Annotated in this window: 17 protein-coding genes and 1 tRNA gene; 4 read left to right on the top strand and 14 right to left on the bottom strand. The window is 40.8% G+C overall.

From position 1 onward, the window contains the following. Positions 1–88: 88 nt before the first annotated feature. From HHL17_RS24780 to HHL17_RS24770, 3 genes are all read right to left on the bottom strand, one after another. Complete coding sequence (locus HHL17_RS24780; RefSeq protein WP_169227536.1) at positions 89–382, bottom strand: putative quinol monooxygenase; 294 nt, start codon at positions 380–382, stop codon at positions 89–91. Continuing rightward, positions 379–1,206: an SAM hydrolase/SAM-dependent halogenase family protein gene (locus tag HHL17_RS24775; RefSeq protein ID WP_169227535.1), complete on the bottom strand. Its 828-nt coding sequence runs from the start codon at positions 1,204–1,206 to the stop codon at positions 379–381. Before HHL17_RS24775 ends, HHL17_RS24780 begins: the two co-directional genes overlap by 4 nt. A 197-nt stretch (positions 1,207–1,403) precedes the next feature. Beyond that, positions 1,404–2,219 (bottom strand): SDR family oxidoreductase, encoded by an 816-nt coding sequence (locus HHL17_RS24770; RefSeq protein WP_169227534.1) that lies wholly within the window; start codon positions 2,217–2,219, stop codon positions 1,404–1,406. A 204-nt stretch (positions 2,220–2,423) separates the two neighbouring features. On the opposite strand from HHL17_RS24770, the gene HHL17_RS24765 reads away from it, so the two are divergent. Then, positions 2,424–2,496 (top strand) — tRNA-Lys (locus HHL17_RS24765). A 591-nt stretch (positions 2,497–3,087) separates the two neighbouring features. Here HHL17_RS24765 and HHL17_RS24760 read toward each other — a convergent pair. The 8 genes from HHL17_RS24760 to HHL17_RS24730 form a co-directional block, all read right to left on the bottom strand. Further along, entirely contained in the window at positions 3,088–5,931 is a 2,844-nt protein-coding gene (locus tag HHL17_RS24760; protein ID WP_169227533.1) for an HD domain-containing protein, read from the bottom strand. A 500-nt stretch (positions 5,932–6,431) separates the two neighbouring features. Then, positions 6,432–7,028 (bottom strand): hypothetical protein, encoded by a 597-nt coding sequence (locus HHL17_RS24755; protein WP_169227532.1) that lies wholly within the window; start codon positions 7,026–7,028, stop codon positions 6,432–6,434. A gap of 101 nt (positions 7,029–7,129) precedes the next feature. Next, the gene (locus HHL17_RS24750; RefSeq protein WP_169227531.1) at positions 7,130–8,512 is read right to left on the bottom strand and encodes an AAA family ATPase; all 1,383 of its coding nucleotides are present in this window, start codon (positions 8,510–8,512) and stop codon (positions 7,130–7,132) included. 1,240 nt (positions 8,513–9,752) lie between these two features. Beyond that, positions 9,753–9,938: a hypothetical protein gene (locus tag HHL17_RS24745; RefSeq protein WP_169227530.1), complete on the bottom strand. Its 186-nt coding sequence runs from the start codon at positions 9,936–9,938 to the stop codon at positions 9,753–9,755. A gap of 154 nt (positions 9,939–10,092) precedes the next feature. Beyond that, complete coding sequence (locus HHL17_RS24740) at positions 10,093–10,251, bottom strand: hypothetical protein (RefSeq protein ID WP_169227529.1); 159 nt, start codon at positions 10,249–10,251, stop codon at positions 10,093–10,095. Between the two features lie 217 nt (positions 10,252–10,468). After that, positions 10,469–10,594, bottom strand: a complete 126-nt coding sequence (locus tag HHL17_RS33760; RefSeq protein ID WP_262889102.1) for a hypothetical protein — start codon at positions 10,592–10,594, stop codon at positions 10,469–10,471. Further along, positions 10,591–11,049 carry a PIN domain-containing protein gene (locus HHL17_RS24735; protein WP_169227528.1) on the bottom strand — a complete coding sequence of 153 codons (459 nt, stop codon included), beginning with the start codon at positions 11,047–11,049 and terminating at the stop codon, positions 10,591–10,593. The genes HHL17_RS33760 and HHL17_RS24735 overlap by 4 nt, the downstream gene beginning before the upstream one ends. A 132-nt stretch (positions 11,050–11,181) precedes the next feature. Then, positions 11,182–11,403 carry a SymE family type I addiction module toxin gene (locus HHL17_RS24730; protein ID WP_169227527.1) on the bottom strand — a complete coding sequence of 74 codons (222 nt, stop codon included), beginning with the start codon at positions 11,401–11,403 and terminating at the stop codon, positions 11,182–11,184. 251 nt (positions 11,404–11,654) lie between these two features. Between HHL17_RS24730 and HHL17_RS24725 the strand changes: the two genes are divergently transcribed. Then, a complete protein-coding gene (locus tag HHL17_RS24725) occupies positions 11,655–12,002 on the top strand; it encodes a helix-turn-helix domain-containing protein (RefSeq protein WP_169227526.1) in 348 nt (115 codons plus the stop codon). A gap of 44 nt (positions 12,003–12,046) precedes the next feature. On the opposite strand, the gene HHL17_RS24720 is transcribed toward HHL17_RS24725, so the two are convergent. After that, positions 12,047–12,379 (bottom strand): YegP family protein, encoded by a 333-nt coding sequence (locus HHL17_RS24720; protein ID WP_169227525.1) that lies wholly within the window; start codon positions 12,377–12,379, stop codon positions 12,047–12,049. A gap of 147 nt (positions 12,380–12,526) precedes the next feature. Between HHL17_RS24720 and HHL17_RS24715 the strand changes: the two genes are divergently transcribed. Then, a complete protein-coding gene (locus HHL17_RS24715) occupies positions 12,527–13,498 on the top strand; it encodes a helix-turn-helix transcriptional regulator (RefSeq protein ID WP_169227524.1) in 972 nt (323 codons plus the stop codon). A 48-nt stretch (positions 13,499–13,546) separates the two neighbouring features. On the opposite strand, the gene HHL17_RS24710 is transcribed toward HHL17_RS24715, so the two are convergent. Beyond that, positions 13,547–14,110: a hypothetical protein gene (locus HHL17_RS24710; protein WP_169227523.1), complete on the bottom strand. Its 564-nt coding sequence runs from the start codon at positions 14,108–14,110 to the stop codon at positions 13,547–13,549. Positions 14,111–14,542: 432 nt separating this feature from the next. Further along, positions 14,543–14,908, bottom strand: a complete 366-nt coding sequence (locus tag HHL17_RS24705; RefSeq protein ID WP_169227522.1) for a nuclear transport factor 2 family protein — start codon at positions 14,906–14,908, stop codon at positions 14,543–14,545. 110 nt (positions 14,909–15,018) lie between these two features. Here HHL17_RS24705 and bluB point away from each other — a divergent pair, with 110 nt between their 5' ends. Then, positions 15,019–15,666: a 5,6-dimethylbenzimidazole synthase gene (gene bluB / locus HHL17_RS24700; RefSeq protein WP_169227521.1), complete on the top strand. Its 648-nt coding sequence runs from the start codon at positions 15,019–15,021 to the stop codon at positions 15,664–15,666.

The raw sequence follows: 15,666 nt of genomic DNA, 5'->3' as shown, positions 1-15,666 counted from the left end.
TTTTTAATTGTTAGCTATCCGCTTGAATAGTAGCTGGTTTGGGGGGAATTAAAATACCATTAGAATTCCCGGTCCGCTGGGCGGGCGTTCAGGCTTTGAAAGCCTCTGTAACGGTCCATGCTGCTGGTTTTGCGTTGAAAAGCACTTTGGTGGCCGCCCATGTTTCCCGGAAGAGATCTGACTGCCGGTAGGTTTCCAGTGCGGCTTCGGACTCCCATTTGCTGAAGGTAAAGAAGGTGTTTCCGGAGGCCGGATGTTCCCATAATTCGAGGTGGAGGCATCCGGGGAAGTGCCGGATAAGATTTTGTTGACGGGAAAACAGTTCCCGGAAGGAGTCTACCTTGTCGGGTGCAAACTCCATCTTAACGAGTCTGTTGATCATTGAAAAATTATTCTGACAGTTTGGTAAAATGAAAGTTGCTGGAAGCCGGTGGGCTGGGTAAGTTGGTCCCTGCGGAAGCCCTGCAGGCCGAAGAGGCCGGCGGCATTTCCTTTGTTGATGGCTATTTCGAGGTAGCCGGCAGCGTTAAAGAGGGCCAGTTTCTGGCCTTCAGGCACATCAGCGTAGGATTCGCTGATCTGGTTGATCACTTCATTGCGGCGGAAGAATATCTGGAATCGGCGGTTCCTGCGTTGCGCATTGAACTGCTCGTAGGTAATATTGACCACTACGTTTTCGAAGCTGTCGATATGGATAATCTGGCCTTCGATGAAGTCGTCTCCCACCAGGGGCTGCAGGTTATGTTTCACCTGGATGCTTTGCGTGAGGGGGGCAATTTCACCGAGCGCTTTACCTCTGCTTAGTTCACGCGCAGCCATGGCCAGCAGCTGGATCATGGTGAACGTGGTTTTAGGCGCATTGGAAGGGAGGGGGATTTTCACCACCTTTTCCGGCATGCCTCCGGCGATCATGGTCAGCAGGCCGTTATCAGCGCAACCGATATATTGGCCGTTATGTTCTGCTACCAGGACATGGTCCGGGCGGCGGTCGAATAAATTGATCAGTACAAAGTGAAACGTGCCGAGCGGAAACCAGGCAAAAGCGCTTTTACAGATGTAAGTGGCCTGTGGGAGATTGAACGGGCTGATATGGTGAGTGATGTCCGTAACATGACATTCCGGGCAGTAATGCCAGAGCTGCCCTTTGATGGCACCTACCAGGTAATCCTGCATCCCTATGTCTGATGTTAATGTTATAATGGACATGCCAGAAATTCTAAATCCGCTCTAAATTCACATTTCAACGCCCTTCCTTGCTAACAGTTACCGGTATCACATCTGAATGGCATATTTAAATGTCCGCTTTCCTTCCAAAAAAGATGCCATGGGGTTTTAAATGCAATCTCATTGCAAATAAAGGTAAAAATACCGATGGCGCCTATTTTAAGCAGAAAATTTGATTTTTACTGTAACGGGGAATTGGGTTCTTTCTTAAAGTGGTTATAGACGAGTTTGTCCAGGATACCAGGTATTACCCTGCTGAGGAATACGGTGAGCTTGCCCTGTCCGGTCAGTACCAGCGTGCGTTTGCGTTTGGCGATCGCTTTGGCAACGGCAGTGGCCACCGCTTCAGCGCTCATCAGTTTGTCCTCGTTGAGCGGTGTTTCACTTTGCGCCTGTCCCTGCGGATTGAGCGCTGTATTCCGTATATTCGATGACGTGAAGCCAGGGCATACCCACATCACGTTGACGCCTGTATGTAGATTCTCTGTCCGCAGTGCTTCGAGGAAACCCTGCATGGCGAACTTAGAGGCAGAATAACCCGTACGTCCCGGAAGGCCGCGGTAGCCGGCAATGGAAGATACCCCCACGATAGTGCCTTTCGAGGCCAGGATAGCCGGGAACGCATACTTGGTGCAATAAACCGTTCCCCAGAAATTGATGTCCATCAGCGATTTCAACACACTCAAATCCAAATCACGGAACAGCGCCCGCATAGATATACCCGCGTTGTTGATCAACACGTCGATACGGCCGAACTGCGCATTCACCGCCTCAATGAACGCTTTACAGTCGTCTTCTTTACTAACATCAGCAGTAAAGATGAACAGTCCCTTCGGATTGCCCAGCTCATTGCGCAATGCTTCCAGCGCCGGCAGCTTGCGGCCGCATACGGCCACATTAGCGTTCTGCTGCAACATCTCCGCCACCAAAGCCTTACCAATCCCCGACGATCCGCCGGTAATAACGACTGTCTTGTTCTGAAAGAAAGTTTTCATGGGTATATTTTTGCACTGCAAAAATAGGAGAGAAGTTCATAGTAACAGCATTTTATTATAGGTGTGATACAGAATTGTGCTGCTGTTATTGGCTGTAAATGCTGTCTGGTAGTATATTTGACGCGGTTCTTCAGATTTTTTTTGACAAAAACTTGTTTAAAAATAAAATATTCCTATTTTTGCACTCCCTTCAGAAAAGGGAATGATTCCGTAGCTCAGTTGGTAGAGCAATACACTTTTAATGTATGGGCCCTGGGTTCGAGTCCCAGCGGGATCACTGGAGTTTTAGAAACCTCGCGCATGGCGCGGGGTTTTGTTTTTTAGTTGGGTGTTTAGTCGAGTTCCGATTTTATAAGCATTATATTCTTTCCATCCTTTTTAATGGCTAATCAATCAACTAATACCAAGTTACAAATAATCATACTTACTTCAACGTTGTTGAGAGATTAGATACTATTAGGAAAAAAAATTTGAAAACACCCTGTTTGAAAACTGCCACTTTATATGAATTAATCACTCTTCTGTTGTTATTATAGGGATGCAAAAATTTAGAAGAAGTGTACACCATTTGGGAAGTCATGGGAAAGAAGCGTATACGCCGAAGATGACTTAACAACTCTCCCTTTTTTTGTTTCTGTAAAAAAAGGTGCTTGCACCTGCAACTTTGTAAATTGAAGGGGACACTCCCTTCGGAAATGAAATGGAAAAGGCCGATGGGCACGCTTATATTTTACTAATATAGAAATCTATGGTATTAGCCATTATTGACCATTAAATTTCTTTGGAAAGGAGGTGCAACTGCACCTCCTTTGTGTATTTTATCCAACCTTTTGAATGGTTGTATTGGCTATTTTACCTTGGTTTTTCGCTAGAAAGTGTGATTGTTCATGTGTTTTCTCATATAGTATTCTAATTCCTTAAATGCTAAAGGATACAGCTTTATTCGCTCTTTAAGCGAATAAGGTATTACAACATTATCCCCTAAATATTTCTCTATTAAGTTATCAATGACGTCATCTGGAAAATTCCTTTCAGGCATTGAATATTCCTTAATTAGTTTTATTTCATTCTGATACTTTTTTAGAAAGTGTTCAGTAATTAAGCTTTCGTTCGGATTCTGGAATTTTAAACAAACGATATTATGCTTTTCAAATTCTAATTGACTTTCTTTTTTGGCCCAGGTTGGTATCCTCTTTTTATTGGTATTAAATAAATCATTAAATTTCTTTTTTCCTAAGAATACCCTTACATCTAACGGCCTGGTAATTTTGCGACCATTTTCTTCTGAATATTTCAAATGCCAAAATTCAGAGTTAAAATTGTACTGGGATTCTGACTTAATAATGCTATATTCAAAAAAAGCATCTTTTATATCTAGCTCAACTTCATTGAATTTTTCGTGTAAATTGGTTGATTTTAACTCTATTAATGTTGATAGTCCGGACTTCCGAATAGAATAATCGGTTTTGAGCAAAAATCCTTTTTTAGAAATAAAGTAATGATCTATTTCATCATACACGGCGCCAGGGTAATTGAAGAGTTGTGTGCCAAGCTGAATGGTGGATTCTTTTGCCTGACAACCTGGTGTAAATAACAATACATGCGCAAGAAAATCTTTACATATGTCTTCCTTCAAGTCCTCACGAAAGGATACATAGTCAGATAAATTCTCTCTGTCCAAGGTTAAGGGTAGTATTCCGTTATTGTCAAACACACTGATAAGGGGATCCTTAAAAGGGGATAAGTCTAAATACTTGGTCTCATCGAAAATGTCAAAAACTTCGTTGACTAGAATCCCATTACATATAAACTTCCTTTCCTCATACGATTCATCATAAGCCCATAAAATTTTGTTGTAGCCCACGGAATTTAAAGTTCGCCATTCTTCTGCTGGATTTTCTTCATCTGGACCCAGTTTAGCCGTAGGAGAGATTTCTTGTCCAAGAAAAAAATATTTGATTTGGGGTTTAGGTAGCATATACCACTCTGTCCAATCGTATATTTTGTTGTCACTAGTTTTGATGGTACGCGGAGCAAATTGATAACGCTTGTCATCATCTATTTTTATTATTATTTTTGTTCCACTTTTTATACTGTCATCTTTTATTATATTAATTTGATCTGAAGCTAAATCTGCATAAAATTTATATCCAGTTATACTTTTGATACTTTTGGTTTCGACATAAATGGATTTGCCGATGAGAAAAGCTGCGAGTACTCCTACTCCGAACTGCCCACTTCTATTTACGTTAGAGTTGCCTGTTGAATCAATAAATGTTTTTTGCCAATCAAAACTCTTCCTATATGATGCACCGGCAGTTAGAAAATAATCTTTTATAATATCAATTGACATTCCAGTTCCATTATCTGTAATGCTAAAAAAAGCATCGTCATTTTCATCTTTGTATACATTGACTTCAATTTCGCCTTGGTATTTAGAATCTTGGTTTAGATTTTCTATAATTTCTCTTTCTTTACACGCGTCAACGGCATTCTGCAGCAATTCTCTAACTCCATATTTTGAATCATTCCCATACAGTGGAGCGATTAAAAGTTTTACAACTTCATCATTTGCCTTAAAATAGAATTTATCGGCTACATATTGCTGTTTAGAATAAAAAGTTTGATCCTCGAGATTAGAGGTGATTCGACGATACTTAATTTCTGGTTTATTTTCAATTTCCCCGTATATCTCACCTAGAACAGCCCAAGATATATCAAATTCATATTGAATATCTTGGATTAATTTTTTTATTTTTAAATACATACTACTTTCTGTGGGCGAAGCATTGACAAAAATTCTTTCAGGATCATTTTGATATTTATCATCAATATAGTTGATGGAAAGATGGGCTTTATGTTCAAATTCAGAAAATGGGCTTGAGAAAGTTTTGACTTTCAATAGGGTAGTAGAAGCCCTACTTTTATCAATTTGTAAATAGTCTGACAGTCGGAGTAGAATCATCAAAAAAACTAAATGGATTCCATTAATGTGGCGTCTGGTATTTTTTCCATATTCCACTTCAACATAATCGATACATCGTCTTAAATCTAAGCCGTGACTTCTGGCAATTACGCCAACTAATTGTTTAAGCAAATCATCTAGGCCATTAGCAAAATGCAATGTGCCTTTTCTGCCTGGGAAACCAACTAATGCAATCTCGTGTGCAAGTCTTGTGTGATGCCTTCTAATGAATTCTCCAATTAATTTTTTATCATTGCCGTTTATTTCACCAATATTCAATAAAGGAGGTTTTCTTACAATTAGATTTTGGTCTCCGAAAATTAAATTCAATTGTTTCCCACTAAATTTTTTTGTTTCATTTAGATATTCATCCCATAGCTCTTTCCATGTTAATTTGTCGAATTCTGATATACGTACCTTATCAAACTCTCCGTTTAATAATTGATTAAAACCATCTAATGAGATGTGCATTGCTATGTCATGCAACACAACTGAGAGAACATAACAAGCAATGTCCGAAGCTGATAAGATAGTTGAAAAGGTTTTTTCAGTTATTAGATTTGATGATGACTCAAGGACATTTTCTATATGTCGTACTCCATGGTCTGTATATTCTTCAAAAAAGAATAGCTTATTATCGATTAAAATATCTCCGAATTCTGATATTGTTGACATGACAATACCTTCTAATTCTTGTACTTCTGAAAGTTTGTCTTGGAATTTTTGAGGAAGCCTAATTTTAATCATAGTAAGACGAAATATAGATATGTTTATTATTTATATGTGTTTGTGAATTTAAGATAATTAGCTTATTAAGCAACAGTGATGCTTTGATTTTTATGGTAGCTTGGTAATCTAAATTTCATAAAGTAGGAGTAAGATGTAAGAGGAATTTTAAATGGCATCAAATCCGAAGAGGTAAAGGAGGTGCAAACGCAGCTCCTTTATGCTATATAGGTAGCCTTTCGCACAACGGCAGTGCTACCCATTTCACCGCGTTTTTCCCTATGTCTCCCTAATTTTCTTCCCTGCTTCCTCTGGTGTGATCTTGATGTTAATCGTTATAAAGGTAGGAGTTTAGAAAATTGAGTGGTGTTATAAAGTATTGAAAATAAACTTATAAAAATAAGGATAAGTAAAACTTGGATAAAGCTATTTACCCTCTCTGTAATCCCAGAGGGATCACTGGATTTTTAGGAGCCTCACACAACTTAATCAAAATCATCAGAATACATGTTCAGGACTAGTTAGAGTTGCGCTATCAACAAGTGTTTACTCAGCTGGTTCAAGTAATCCTCCGATATTGAATCAGTTGGGTTATACTGCATTGGAACAATAATTATGTTCAGGTATTCCTCTGGATGTACGTTATTTTCAATCTCCCATTTTTTTTGCATGGCCACCATTCGATGGGCGGAATATAAATCGAAAAGTTCCGGTAAGGGAAGATCACTTTTGCCGGTATTGGCCCAAGTAAGAGGAGCATATTCACCTTTGCATAATGGGACAAGGGGCTTGTCGTCTCTTCGATCCTCCATAATCATGTAAAGTTTAGGTGCTATCTCAAAACCGGTATACACTGGAAGTAGTCGATAGTCAAATCCAGAATGACCGTCTTTTTTGTGGATAGTTTCTCCTAGTAGATAAATAGCGGTAGGACGGTCGTATAACTCAACGCTTTCATCTGAATGGTATGCATCAGAGGGATTAGCCCAGCAAAAGGATTGGCTTTCATTATCAAATGTCATAGGGGCCCAAGCATTGCTATCTTTATACTTTCCCATAACAATAAAGTACCTCGGTTTGAATTTCTTTTTGTCAATTTGGCTGAACAGTTTTTTCATTTGTGTATTTTGTTGTATAAAGGATTACATCAATAGTCTTAACGTCCTGAAGGTTATCAAGACTTAACATTGTGGGAATGCGCTATTAATTTTAATGAAGTCTACAATTCTGAATCTTTTTCGATAATCGTAAGTTTTCTGGTCAGATATGAGTCTAGATATTGATAATAGGTCTCAAAAAATTGAGCATTAATTACTAGCCCGGTTTCCTGTAAGTTCATCATATTTTTCCGCTTCCTGTGCCTCCTTCTTTGAACTTCTTTATCTTCTGCTCTTTTAAGCGCAAATTTCATTTTTAGGAACGCTTTGAAAAATGGTGACGATATCGAATAGTTTCTAGTGATTCTGTCGTATCGAATTACTTCTTCGAACTCTGAGGTTGCGAGTTTTTGCAGTAAAGCTTCAACTTTAGAAGTTTCCCAGTTTAACCTCTTATTATAATTTACGCCTTTGGTTAGTTCTATAATAGATAGGTGTTCTTTTTCCGTATAATCAAAAGTCTGGAGTATATTCCATCCTCCTTCTTGGGAAAGAATCATATCGTACAATTTTGAAAACGTGTCTGAATTTTTTCGAACATAAGATTCTACCGCGGATCGGAAATATTCCTCGTGAATTTCTTTCATAAAAATCCTTGACTTAATTATTCCATCATGGTAGCAGATGTCATAACAAATTTGATGAGCTAGTGAGCCGAGGTTATTACTGTAATAAACAATTTTCTCAATTAATCCATCAGGCATTTTTATATGGAGTAGTCCATCTCCTTTCTTTATTAAGTTTTTTATTTCTTCATCTTTAAGTAAAGGAACTGACATTTCAGCAATTCTATTTCTAAGATTGTTATCGAGCTCAATTAATTCTCTGGCAGTGCCTACGGCACCTATACAAATAATTTTAACTTTAGGAGAATCGTTAGCCGCATCAATAAATATTTTTATAACATCGGCTATTCGTCTCTTTTCCACCTCATTTACTTTATGGAAGTCCTCGATCAACCAAACACTTTCTACTTCGCCAAGGAATTGGGCCAGTTTCTCAGGAGTTAATTGTTGTGGAACAAGTCTGACTGATTTTTCCCCTTTCGAATTGGTATTACTTTCAGAAATCTTTGCACTCAAAGTCTTATACTCGGCTTTTAAATCGGAACTAATAGAATATTGATAGTTAGTCGTTTTTTCCGTAATGTAAAATCTGTTTAGTTTGTCAAATGCTTGAAGTAAAAGATCATCAAAAGTGGTTGCACTTTCGCAATGCGTTTTGATATAATTGATTTTAGCATTCTTTAGTATATTCAGAATTAAGGTAGTTTTGCCACTTCCAGAATGTCCATAAACCACAATTTGTTTTCCTGGTAAGCCTATGTATTTAGTTAGATCATCTTCTAGTATCTGCCTCTTGACATAAGTTAATTTTGCTACGGTGTTTGGTGTAAAGACTTCGTTTAATTGGTAGGGACTACATAATCTCTTTAAAAAGTTCATTTTAGCAGGTTTTGGTATATTCTGAATTAAAAAATAAGATTTGGCGGGTTTTTCATAACAATATCTATTTCCACCTCAAAAGTTGTATTAGGGGAATAATATATATGGATTTACCCGGCCATATTTTTAGACGCGATTATCAGATAGTAGCAATAAAACGGTATTATTTTGATATTCATTCAATCAAAATGATATCAATACGGATAATACGCAGTTGGGAGTTGGTCGAATGTAAATAGGTTGTTAATCAAAATTTTTTTGCACTTTCATCAAGGATAGTTTACTTCCTGATTTTCTTTACCCACGTTTTGGGATGCACATGATAAAACTATTGAATTATGTTATTTCCCATTGGTGGGCATGTTAACAGATTAGGGAGTTATTATAGACATTTGTTCCAAACATACTAAGTATGTTGTAAGCGGAAGGGTATCGATTTTTGCTGAAAATCAGAACATTAGGAAGCGATTTGTGTCTACTTTTGCCATAAAATGATGGAAAAAGAAAAGGTCTCATTCTAAAACTCTAGAAGACCAGGTAGTAACAGGCGGCCACTGTATAGAAGATCCAGAGCATTATAGGCGAATTGTCGCTATTAGATCACCAACTGATAATGCTTGGAAGGGTTTGACTCGGATAGTGGACTATTGCAATCGGGCTGCCTTCCTACTTCAATAATCCATTCAGGAAAACAACGCAGGCCAGCGCTGGAGGTGTGGTGTCAAGCGAGAAGCATACTGTTGCTGTTTCTTCCGCTCTATCTCCTTCTGATGAAACTCTTCCCAAGCCATTTTTAAGTCTGCTCGCATAAATTCACGATCATTCCAGTATTTAGGCCCCAGCCGATCTCTGATTTTTCTTACTTCGGCCACTGCATCATATTTTTTTAGTTTTTTTCATGATTATTAAGTTTAAAGGTTTAACGGGAGCGTAGGTTTTAATCGACCAGCATGCTATAGGCAAATATCCACAAGGGAGGGCTTCCTTGCCTGATTTAGCAGGTCGATACATGACGAAGTGCCGACGGTCGTGCCCACGGTGACAACAATCGCCGCAATTAAAAATGAAACGGCGGAGTAATGATTATGGGAATAATACAGATGAAGAAAATATACTATACCAAAGGTGGGTTAATTTAGGGTACGTAGTCGCTGGCTATAGCTATTCAGGTTAGTGGTGTTCGGATATTTGATACTTAATATGTGATTATAGTTTTTCATAGCCGCATGACTTTAACTAATTAATTAGCCCTGATTGAGAGCTGTTGTTTGGCTGCAGCGCAGGCCTCTGCTTCAGCATGAAAACGTTCTCTTGCTGCCTTCAAATCCCGAAACAGTAGTTCGGGGTTATTCCTGTATTTCACGCTTAATTCATCACGGACTTTCCGGACCTCGGCTAGAGCATCATATTTCTTAGCTTTTTTCATAATCGACAAGTTTTAAGATTTTTCGTGGAGTTCTGATTTCGATAAGAGGATAATCTCAAAAAGAAAAGTCCATTTGTCCTTATGACGGGTATGGCGTCGACAGGCACAAGATGCCTGCCAACGCCGTCATTATAAGGAAAGAGCTTTCCCTGTATTAACGTTTCTTCAACGCTTCCTGCATTCGATCAAATTCCTCTGAAGCCTTTTTCAGGTCCTTCAGTAACAAATCAGGATTGTTCCTGTATTTGCGGCTCATTTTGTCTCTGATCTTCCGTACTTCAGCTACGGCGTCGTATTTTTTAGTTTTTTTCATGATTACAGCGTTTAAAGGTCAAACTTGAGGTACCAGCCAGTCTTAGCTAGAACCCGTTTAATATCATAGGACAGGGACAACCACCTGGATTCAGCAGGTAAGGACATGGTCCGTGCATGGATTGTTATGTAACAATCTCTGATAGCAAAATAAAAACGGTGGAAGTAGTAATGGGAAGGAGTACAGCGGTATGAAATATGCTGTACTGCGAGGTGGGTTATAGGGATAGGCGTAGTCGCTGGCTAAATGTATTCAGGTCTCTCAGTGATGGGGAGGTATTATCCCGCCATTCCTTGGCTTTTCTGGTTTGTACTACTACATCGTAGTATTGACTTTTTTTCATGGCTGTATGGTTTTTAAGATTGCACTTGGTGTCTTGATTTTTAGTGATCGGTATCCTAACTGTAAATTAACGAAATTATACAATTTAATACGATCTAAATTTACAATGTGCTTAAAATTCCAGCTGGCCAATACATCTGCCTGGTGAACGGTGGCGAGTGCAATATGCAAGGCATCGTTGTAGCATTTGTCGCTTATTGCGCCCTGGGATATATAAGCTGCTGCCAATGTTCCTGCTTTGAGCGTATGTTTGATTTCCACTTTGAAACGTGCCGGCACTTCGTTCACTTTTGCATTTACCTGTTCGTTGGCTGCACCAAGTTCCATTTTTACCAGATCTGACAGGAGTAGCTTTTTAGTGCCGGTTTTAAATTCATCAAAAAGAGCAAGACTAGGTTCTTTGAATTCTTTATCAAAACACCCGCCTATTACTGAGGTATCAGTATAAACTAACATAAAACAACAATTAAAGGTTAACAATTAGTTGCTTTCTGGCCGGGAGGCCTGGTTGTTGTCCGTGGCGGGGTAAGATGAATGCTGTTCGCCTTTAGATGCAGGCGTAGGTTGGTTGGGGTTACAGTACTTTTATTAATCCCATTGGGGTTCAAAGTACTCGTCGTGTTCCTGTTGCTTAGGGGCTTTTAGCGCTACAGTGATTTTGATAGCGTTCTTACGTACGGCAATGGCGATGTTATCACCGACGTCAAAACCGGCTTTCTCCAACCATGCGCCGGATAGATTTAGCCAGGGGACGTACGTGTTGAGGGTCCCCTTAGCGTGAATTTTGGCTACTCTGTTTTTATATTGCATAAGGTAGTTTTTAAATGATTATCTGATGTAAATATACCTTATTGGACTTATTTAAACAAGTTCAATAAGCTGTATTATGCTTGTTTAGGTCATTATTGTGTCAAAATAATAAGTCTAAAAAGGCGTATATGATTCAGATAAGCATGTTGTTTGCTTCAGTCAAAAGCCCAAATGCATGCGTATATTAGATTTATGGCTGTTCAAGGTTTTACTTTAAAGTCCTATTTTTAGTACTTAAAACACTAACCCTAATGACATTCGGACAAAGAGTCACATTGGTAAGACGGGAAAAAAAACTGACCCAGGCACAGTTGGGAGTCGCCATTGGTACTACCGGCGATATGGTCGGGAAATATGAACGGGACGCCATAAAACCATCCATCGAAGTGGCAGCAAAAATTGCAGAAGTGTTGGAATGTACGTTGGATTATCTGATTAGAGATATCCAAAACGATGAAGAGAAGGAGAGGAGTGTTTCGCCTGTATTGGCAGCATATCTCAGTAAGCTGGAGAAGCTGCCTGCCCAAGACAGGGATCATGTGTTGGCGGTAATTGACGCTTTTGCGGCAAAGATGAAAATTCAATCTATTATGGAATAAAACCCATGGCCGGAACTTCCCCGGCCATGAGCAAAAAATTCTGCTTACACAGTCTGATCGTCTATCGTCGCCGTAGGCGCGTTAGTCTTTACAGAAGCGATACCATTGTCGCGCCCAGATTCACTGGCGTACATCTGGCTGGTGCCGATTACCTGGCCATTGGTAGCTTTCAGGTTAAAATAATGTTTCTCGTTGGAAGAAGTTTTCTTCTCGAACCGTTCATCGTGCTGGGAGTTGGTTTTCACAGATGCGATACCGTTTTCACAGCCTGCTTTGGCGTTGTAGCCTTCGCTGACGAGGATGGTTTCTCCGTTACCGGCATTCAGCTTAAAACGGAATTCTCCGTTGTCACTCTTGGTAATAACAAATTTTCCCATGGATTAAAATTTTATGCAGCTGAAGATAAATAAATAATTTCAAATATGATGCAGATATGCCGCAGTGAGTTTCGCAAAAAATACGTAGATTAGTATTGTAGCTGTCATATGAATTGCCCTCTCGATCACGTTAACAACCCAGACTTCATGGAATTCATATTACCGAAAAACCTGCAAAAGTACACTACTGTTGCTATATGTACACCATCAGATGAAAAACCAGATCTTCTATCATTTGCAGAAACAACAACCATTCAGGGATCTTTCGGAGAAATACACCAGCAACACGCAGAAGCAACTACGTACACCATTTACCGGCACATCTTCAGGATGGCGCAGCCAATACGTTTGCAGGTGGTCATCCACGAGCCGATGATCACATTAAGCTACGCCTTACAGGGAGAGCTGAGCTTCGTGCTTAACGGTGCCGGTAAAACGCAGATACAGAGCGGCCTGTATCACCTGTATTACATTCCGGCCGGTACTTACCTGGCAGATATCCCTGCCGGCGAAACGGTCATCTTCCAGGTAAACCTGCAGACGGAACACATTGAAGGAGCAGACGATGAACCGGTACAGCAGGTACTGAACAACGTACTGCAAAACAGCAGGAGAGGGCTGCAACAAAACGCAGCGGCTATCACGCCGAAGGTAAAAGCTGTCCTGGAGAGCATACATGCCTGTAAACTGGACGACGCAAAAAGAGATATCTTCCTGCGTGCCCGGATATATGATTTGTTGCTGTTGTACCTGGATACGCTGAGCGACGCGCAAAAGCTGGTCACCACCAAGTTCCATTTCTCACCGGATGATTTACAATCCCTGCAGGAGGTTAGCGACAAACTGGTGAACAATCTGCATCAGCAGATACCACTGGAAGAAGTGGCAAAACAGGTCCATCTGCATCCCCGAAAGCTGACGGAAGGTTTTCGTTTGTATTTTGGCGTTAGTATGCATGAATGGCTGTTACAGGCCAGGATGGAGCGTGCTAAATGTTTGTTGTCGCAGCAGACCAATATCCGGGATGTGGCTTACGAGGTAGGATATGATACTGTATCAGGTTTTATCCGCGCGTTCAAGAGTTTTACAGGTTCCACACCTGCCAACTATAATAAATAAAAAATCCCCGGGAACATAAGGAATGTCCCGGGGATGATCTAAAATCGACTACAGTACCATCTCTTTCACGGCGGTATTACCCGGCAGGTCGGAAGCTTCTGCTTTTATTTTGGTACCGGTCAGTGTGTTCAGGTCTTTGGTGGCGGTGTATAGCCAGTCAAGACCGTTAACCTGCAGTACAGCGGCGCCTGTCTCCACCAGCTGGTTGTCTGCGCTGTATATGGACACTGTGACAGCCTTTACCTTGAACTCATCGATGGCCCGTATCAGGAACGTTTCACCGGTTTTGCCTGTATAGGCGGCCGTATTCACATCCTTGATCTCCGGAGGCCTGAGCGCGTCCAGCATGGCTACGTTATAAGCCGATAGCCCGTTTTTCGCTGCGGCGCGGTACATGTCCAGCAGCACCGGATTGGCCATCACGGATTTGGCATACAGGGAGGCGCTGAGGAAACGGTCCCTGACAGCCTGTTGTGCTTCTGTGGCTTTCCCCTTACTACGGGTAGGGCGTTTGCTTAAAATGGATTGACCAAAACGTTGACGGACTACCAGCTGTTTGGCGATGGTGCCGTGTGCTCCATAAAGGATCACGTTGTCGATAGCTTTTGCCATAAAAAACATTTTAAGTTGAAAAGATCGCTGAACAGCGTCGGGTCGTACGCTCCCGTAACATTCAGCAGTTAACAGTTCAAAGTTGACGAATTCATTCGCCAATCCATATACGAAGCCGGAGAAAAAATGTTCCGCGTTGGAGAATTATTAGGAATGTGAAGATAGTACTGGTTTGTAGCTGGGGAGATACATTGTCAGGAGAAGGATGAGTAAAGGATAGGTGAAGGATACTAAAAGGATAAGACAAGGATGTTTGTGTACTATGTTGTAAATAAATGTATTGTATGAGTGATGGTAACTGATGGTTGGATAATACTGATGGTATTTTCAACTGCTATTCTCCAAATTTATTTATCCTCCTATTCATATGGCGTGGCGTTTTGTGTTTTTGTTTATTTTTTCTGCCGGGAGCCCCCAATATTCCTTAACCACCTACCCGTGATATACCCTGGAAGAAGTAATGATACCGTCTTTTATCTCCAGTACTTCTCCTACCAGCAGATCCTCTTCGCCGGGCACCTGACGGAGATATTCCATAAATACCCGGTCCTGGTTGGCGGTTAACGTATGCAAGGTATATTGCAGGTGAGGATATCGCTCAAAAGAATCCTGCCACCAGGTACGGAGTGCCTGCTTGCCTTTGATAAGGCCGCCCGTAGCTGGCTGCCGGATTTTCAACTTCGGACTGTAATGCACCGCATTATCGTGGTACAGGGATAATAATTTTTCCAGGTCATGTTCATTGAAGGCTTCGAACCATTTGTGAGCAATGAATTCCAGTTCGTTTGGTACTGACATATACTACTGTTTGTAAGCGGCAAATATAGGTTAGTTATTGGGACTCCGCATACAAATTGTGCTGGCAGCAATAAACAACGCTATATTTGCGCCACAAACATCTTTATTTCATGGAAGGCAAATATTTCGATGAAGCAACAGTTTCGGTACTACAGGAAATCATTCTTCATAGAAGAGATGTAAGAGGAAATCGTTTTCTGCCTACACCACTGGAGGATGCAGTAATAGACCAGCTGCTGATGGCAGCCCTGAACGCTCCTTCAGTGGGGTTCTCGCAACCATGGGAGTTTGTGCTGATCCGGGACCAAGCCGTTAAACAGCAGGTCAGAAATTCGTTTCACGAAGAAAATGCCAAAGCCCTGCCACAGTTCAGCGAAGAAAAACAACCGGAATATATACGCCTTAAGCTGGAAGGCATTATGGAGGCGCCGCTGAATATTGCCGTGTTCTATAAGCCGTCCGATAAACCGGTGCTGGGGCAAACGGCGATGCCGGAAGCAGGTTTGTATAGTGTGGTATGCGCGGTGCAGAATATGTGGCTCATGGCCCGCGCCCTGAATATAGGCGTAGGTTGGGTGAGCATCCTGGATGCCGAAAAGGTAAAGCGGATATTACATGCACCGTCTGACAATAAGCTGGTCGCTTATTTATGTGTGGGGTATACTAACGGATTTTATACACAACCCGAGCTGGAAATACTGCAATGGGAGAAACGGAAAATGAAGGAAGCTGTTGTTTTTAAAGAGGGGTATTATTAA

This window comes from Chitinophaga fulva (assembly GCF_012927205.1).
Classification (GTDB): domain Bacteria; phylum Bacteroidota; class Bacteroidia; order Chitinophagales; family Chitinophagaceae; genus Chitinophaga; species Chitinophaga fulva.
This window is presented reverse-complemented; position numbering and strand designations above follow the sequence as displayed.

Bases quoted from the DNA above. Each gene is read 5' to 3' on its own strand.
- HHL17_RS24780 (WP_169227536.1), bottom strand. From the start codon at position 382: ATGATCAACAGACTCGTTAAGATGGAGTTTGCACCCGACAAGGTAGAC.
- HHL17_RS24775 (WP_169227535.1), bottom strand. From the start codon at position 1,206: ATGTCCATTATAACATTAACATCAGACATAGGGATGCAGGATTACCTG.
- HHL17_RS24770 (WP_169227534.1), bottom strand. From the start codon at position 2,219: ATGAAAACTTTCTTTCAGAACAAGACAGTCGTTATTACCGGCGGATCG.
- HHL17_RS24760 (WP_169227533.1), bottom strand. From the start codon at position 5,931: ATGATTAAAATTAGGCTTCCTCAAAAATTCCAAGACAAACTTTCAGAA.
- HHL17_RS24755 (WP_169227532.1), bottom strand. From the start codon at position 7,028: ATGAAAAAACTGTTCAGCCAAATTGACAAAAAGAAATTCAAACCGAGG.
- HHL17_RS24750 (WP_169227531.1), bottom strand. From the start codon at position 8,512: ATGAACTTTTTAAAGAGATTATGTAGTCCCTACCAATTAAACGAAGTC.
- HHL17_RS24745 (WP_169227530.1), bottom strand. From the start codon at position 9,938: ATGAAAAAAGCTAAGAAATATGATGCTCTAGCCGAGGTCCGGAAAGTC.
- HHL17_RS24740 (WP_169227529.1), bottom strand. From the start codon at position 10,251: ATGAAAAAAACTAAAAAATACGACGCCGTAGCTGAAGTACGGAAGATC.
- HHL17_RS33760 (WP_262889102.1), bottom strand. From the start codon at position 10,594: ATGAAAAAAAGTCAATACTACGATGTAGTAGTACAAACCAGAAAAGCC.
- HHL17_RS24735 (WP_169227528.1), bottom strand. From the start codon at position 11,049: ATGTTAGTTTATACTGATACCTCAGTAATAGGCGGGTGTTTTGATAAA.
- HHL17_RS24730 (WP_169227527.1), bottom strand. From the start codon at position 11,403: ATGCAATATAAAAACAGAGTAGCCAAAATTCACGCTAAGGGGACCCTC.
- HHL17_RS24725 (WP_169227526.1), top strand. From the start codon at position 11,655: ATGACATTCGGACAAAGAGTCACATTGGTAAGACGGGAAAAAAAACTG.
- HHL17_RS24720 (WP_169227525.1), bottom strand. From the start codon at position 12,379: ATGGGAAAATTTGTTATTACCAAGAGTGACAACGGAGAATTCCGTTTT.
- HHL17_RS24715 (WP_169227524.1), top strand. From the start codon at position 12,527: ATGGAATTCATATTACCGAAAAACCTGCAAAAGTACACTACTGTTGCT.
- HHL17_RS24710 (WP_169227523.1), bottom strand. From the start codon at position 14,110: ATGGCAAAAGCTATCGACAACGTGATCCTTTATGGAGCACACGGCACC.
- HHL17_RS24705 (WP_169227522.1), bottom strand. From the start codon at position 14,908: ATGTCAGTACCAAACGAACTGGAATTCATTGCTCACAAATGGTTCGAA.
- bluB (WP_169227521.1), top strand. From the start codon at position 15,019: ATGGAAGGCAAATATTTCGATGAAGCAACAGTTTCGGTACTACAGGAA.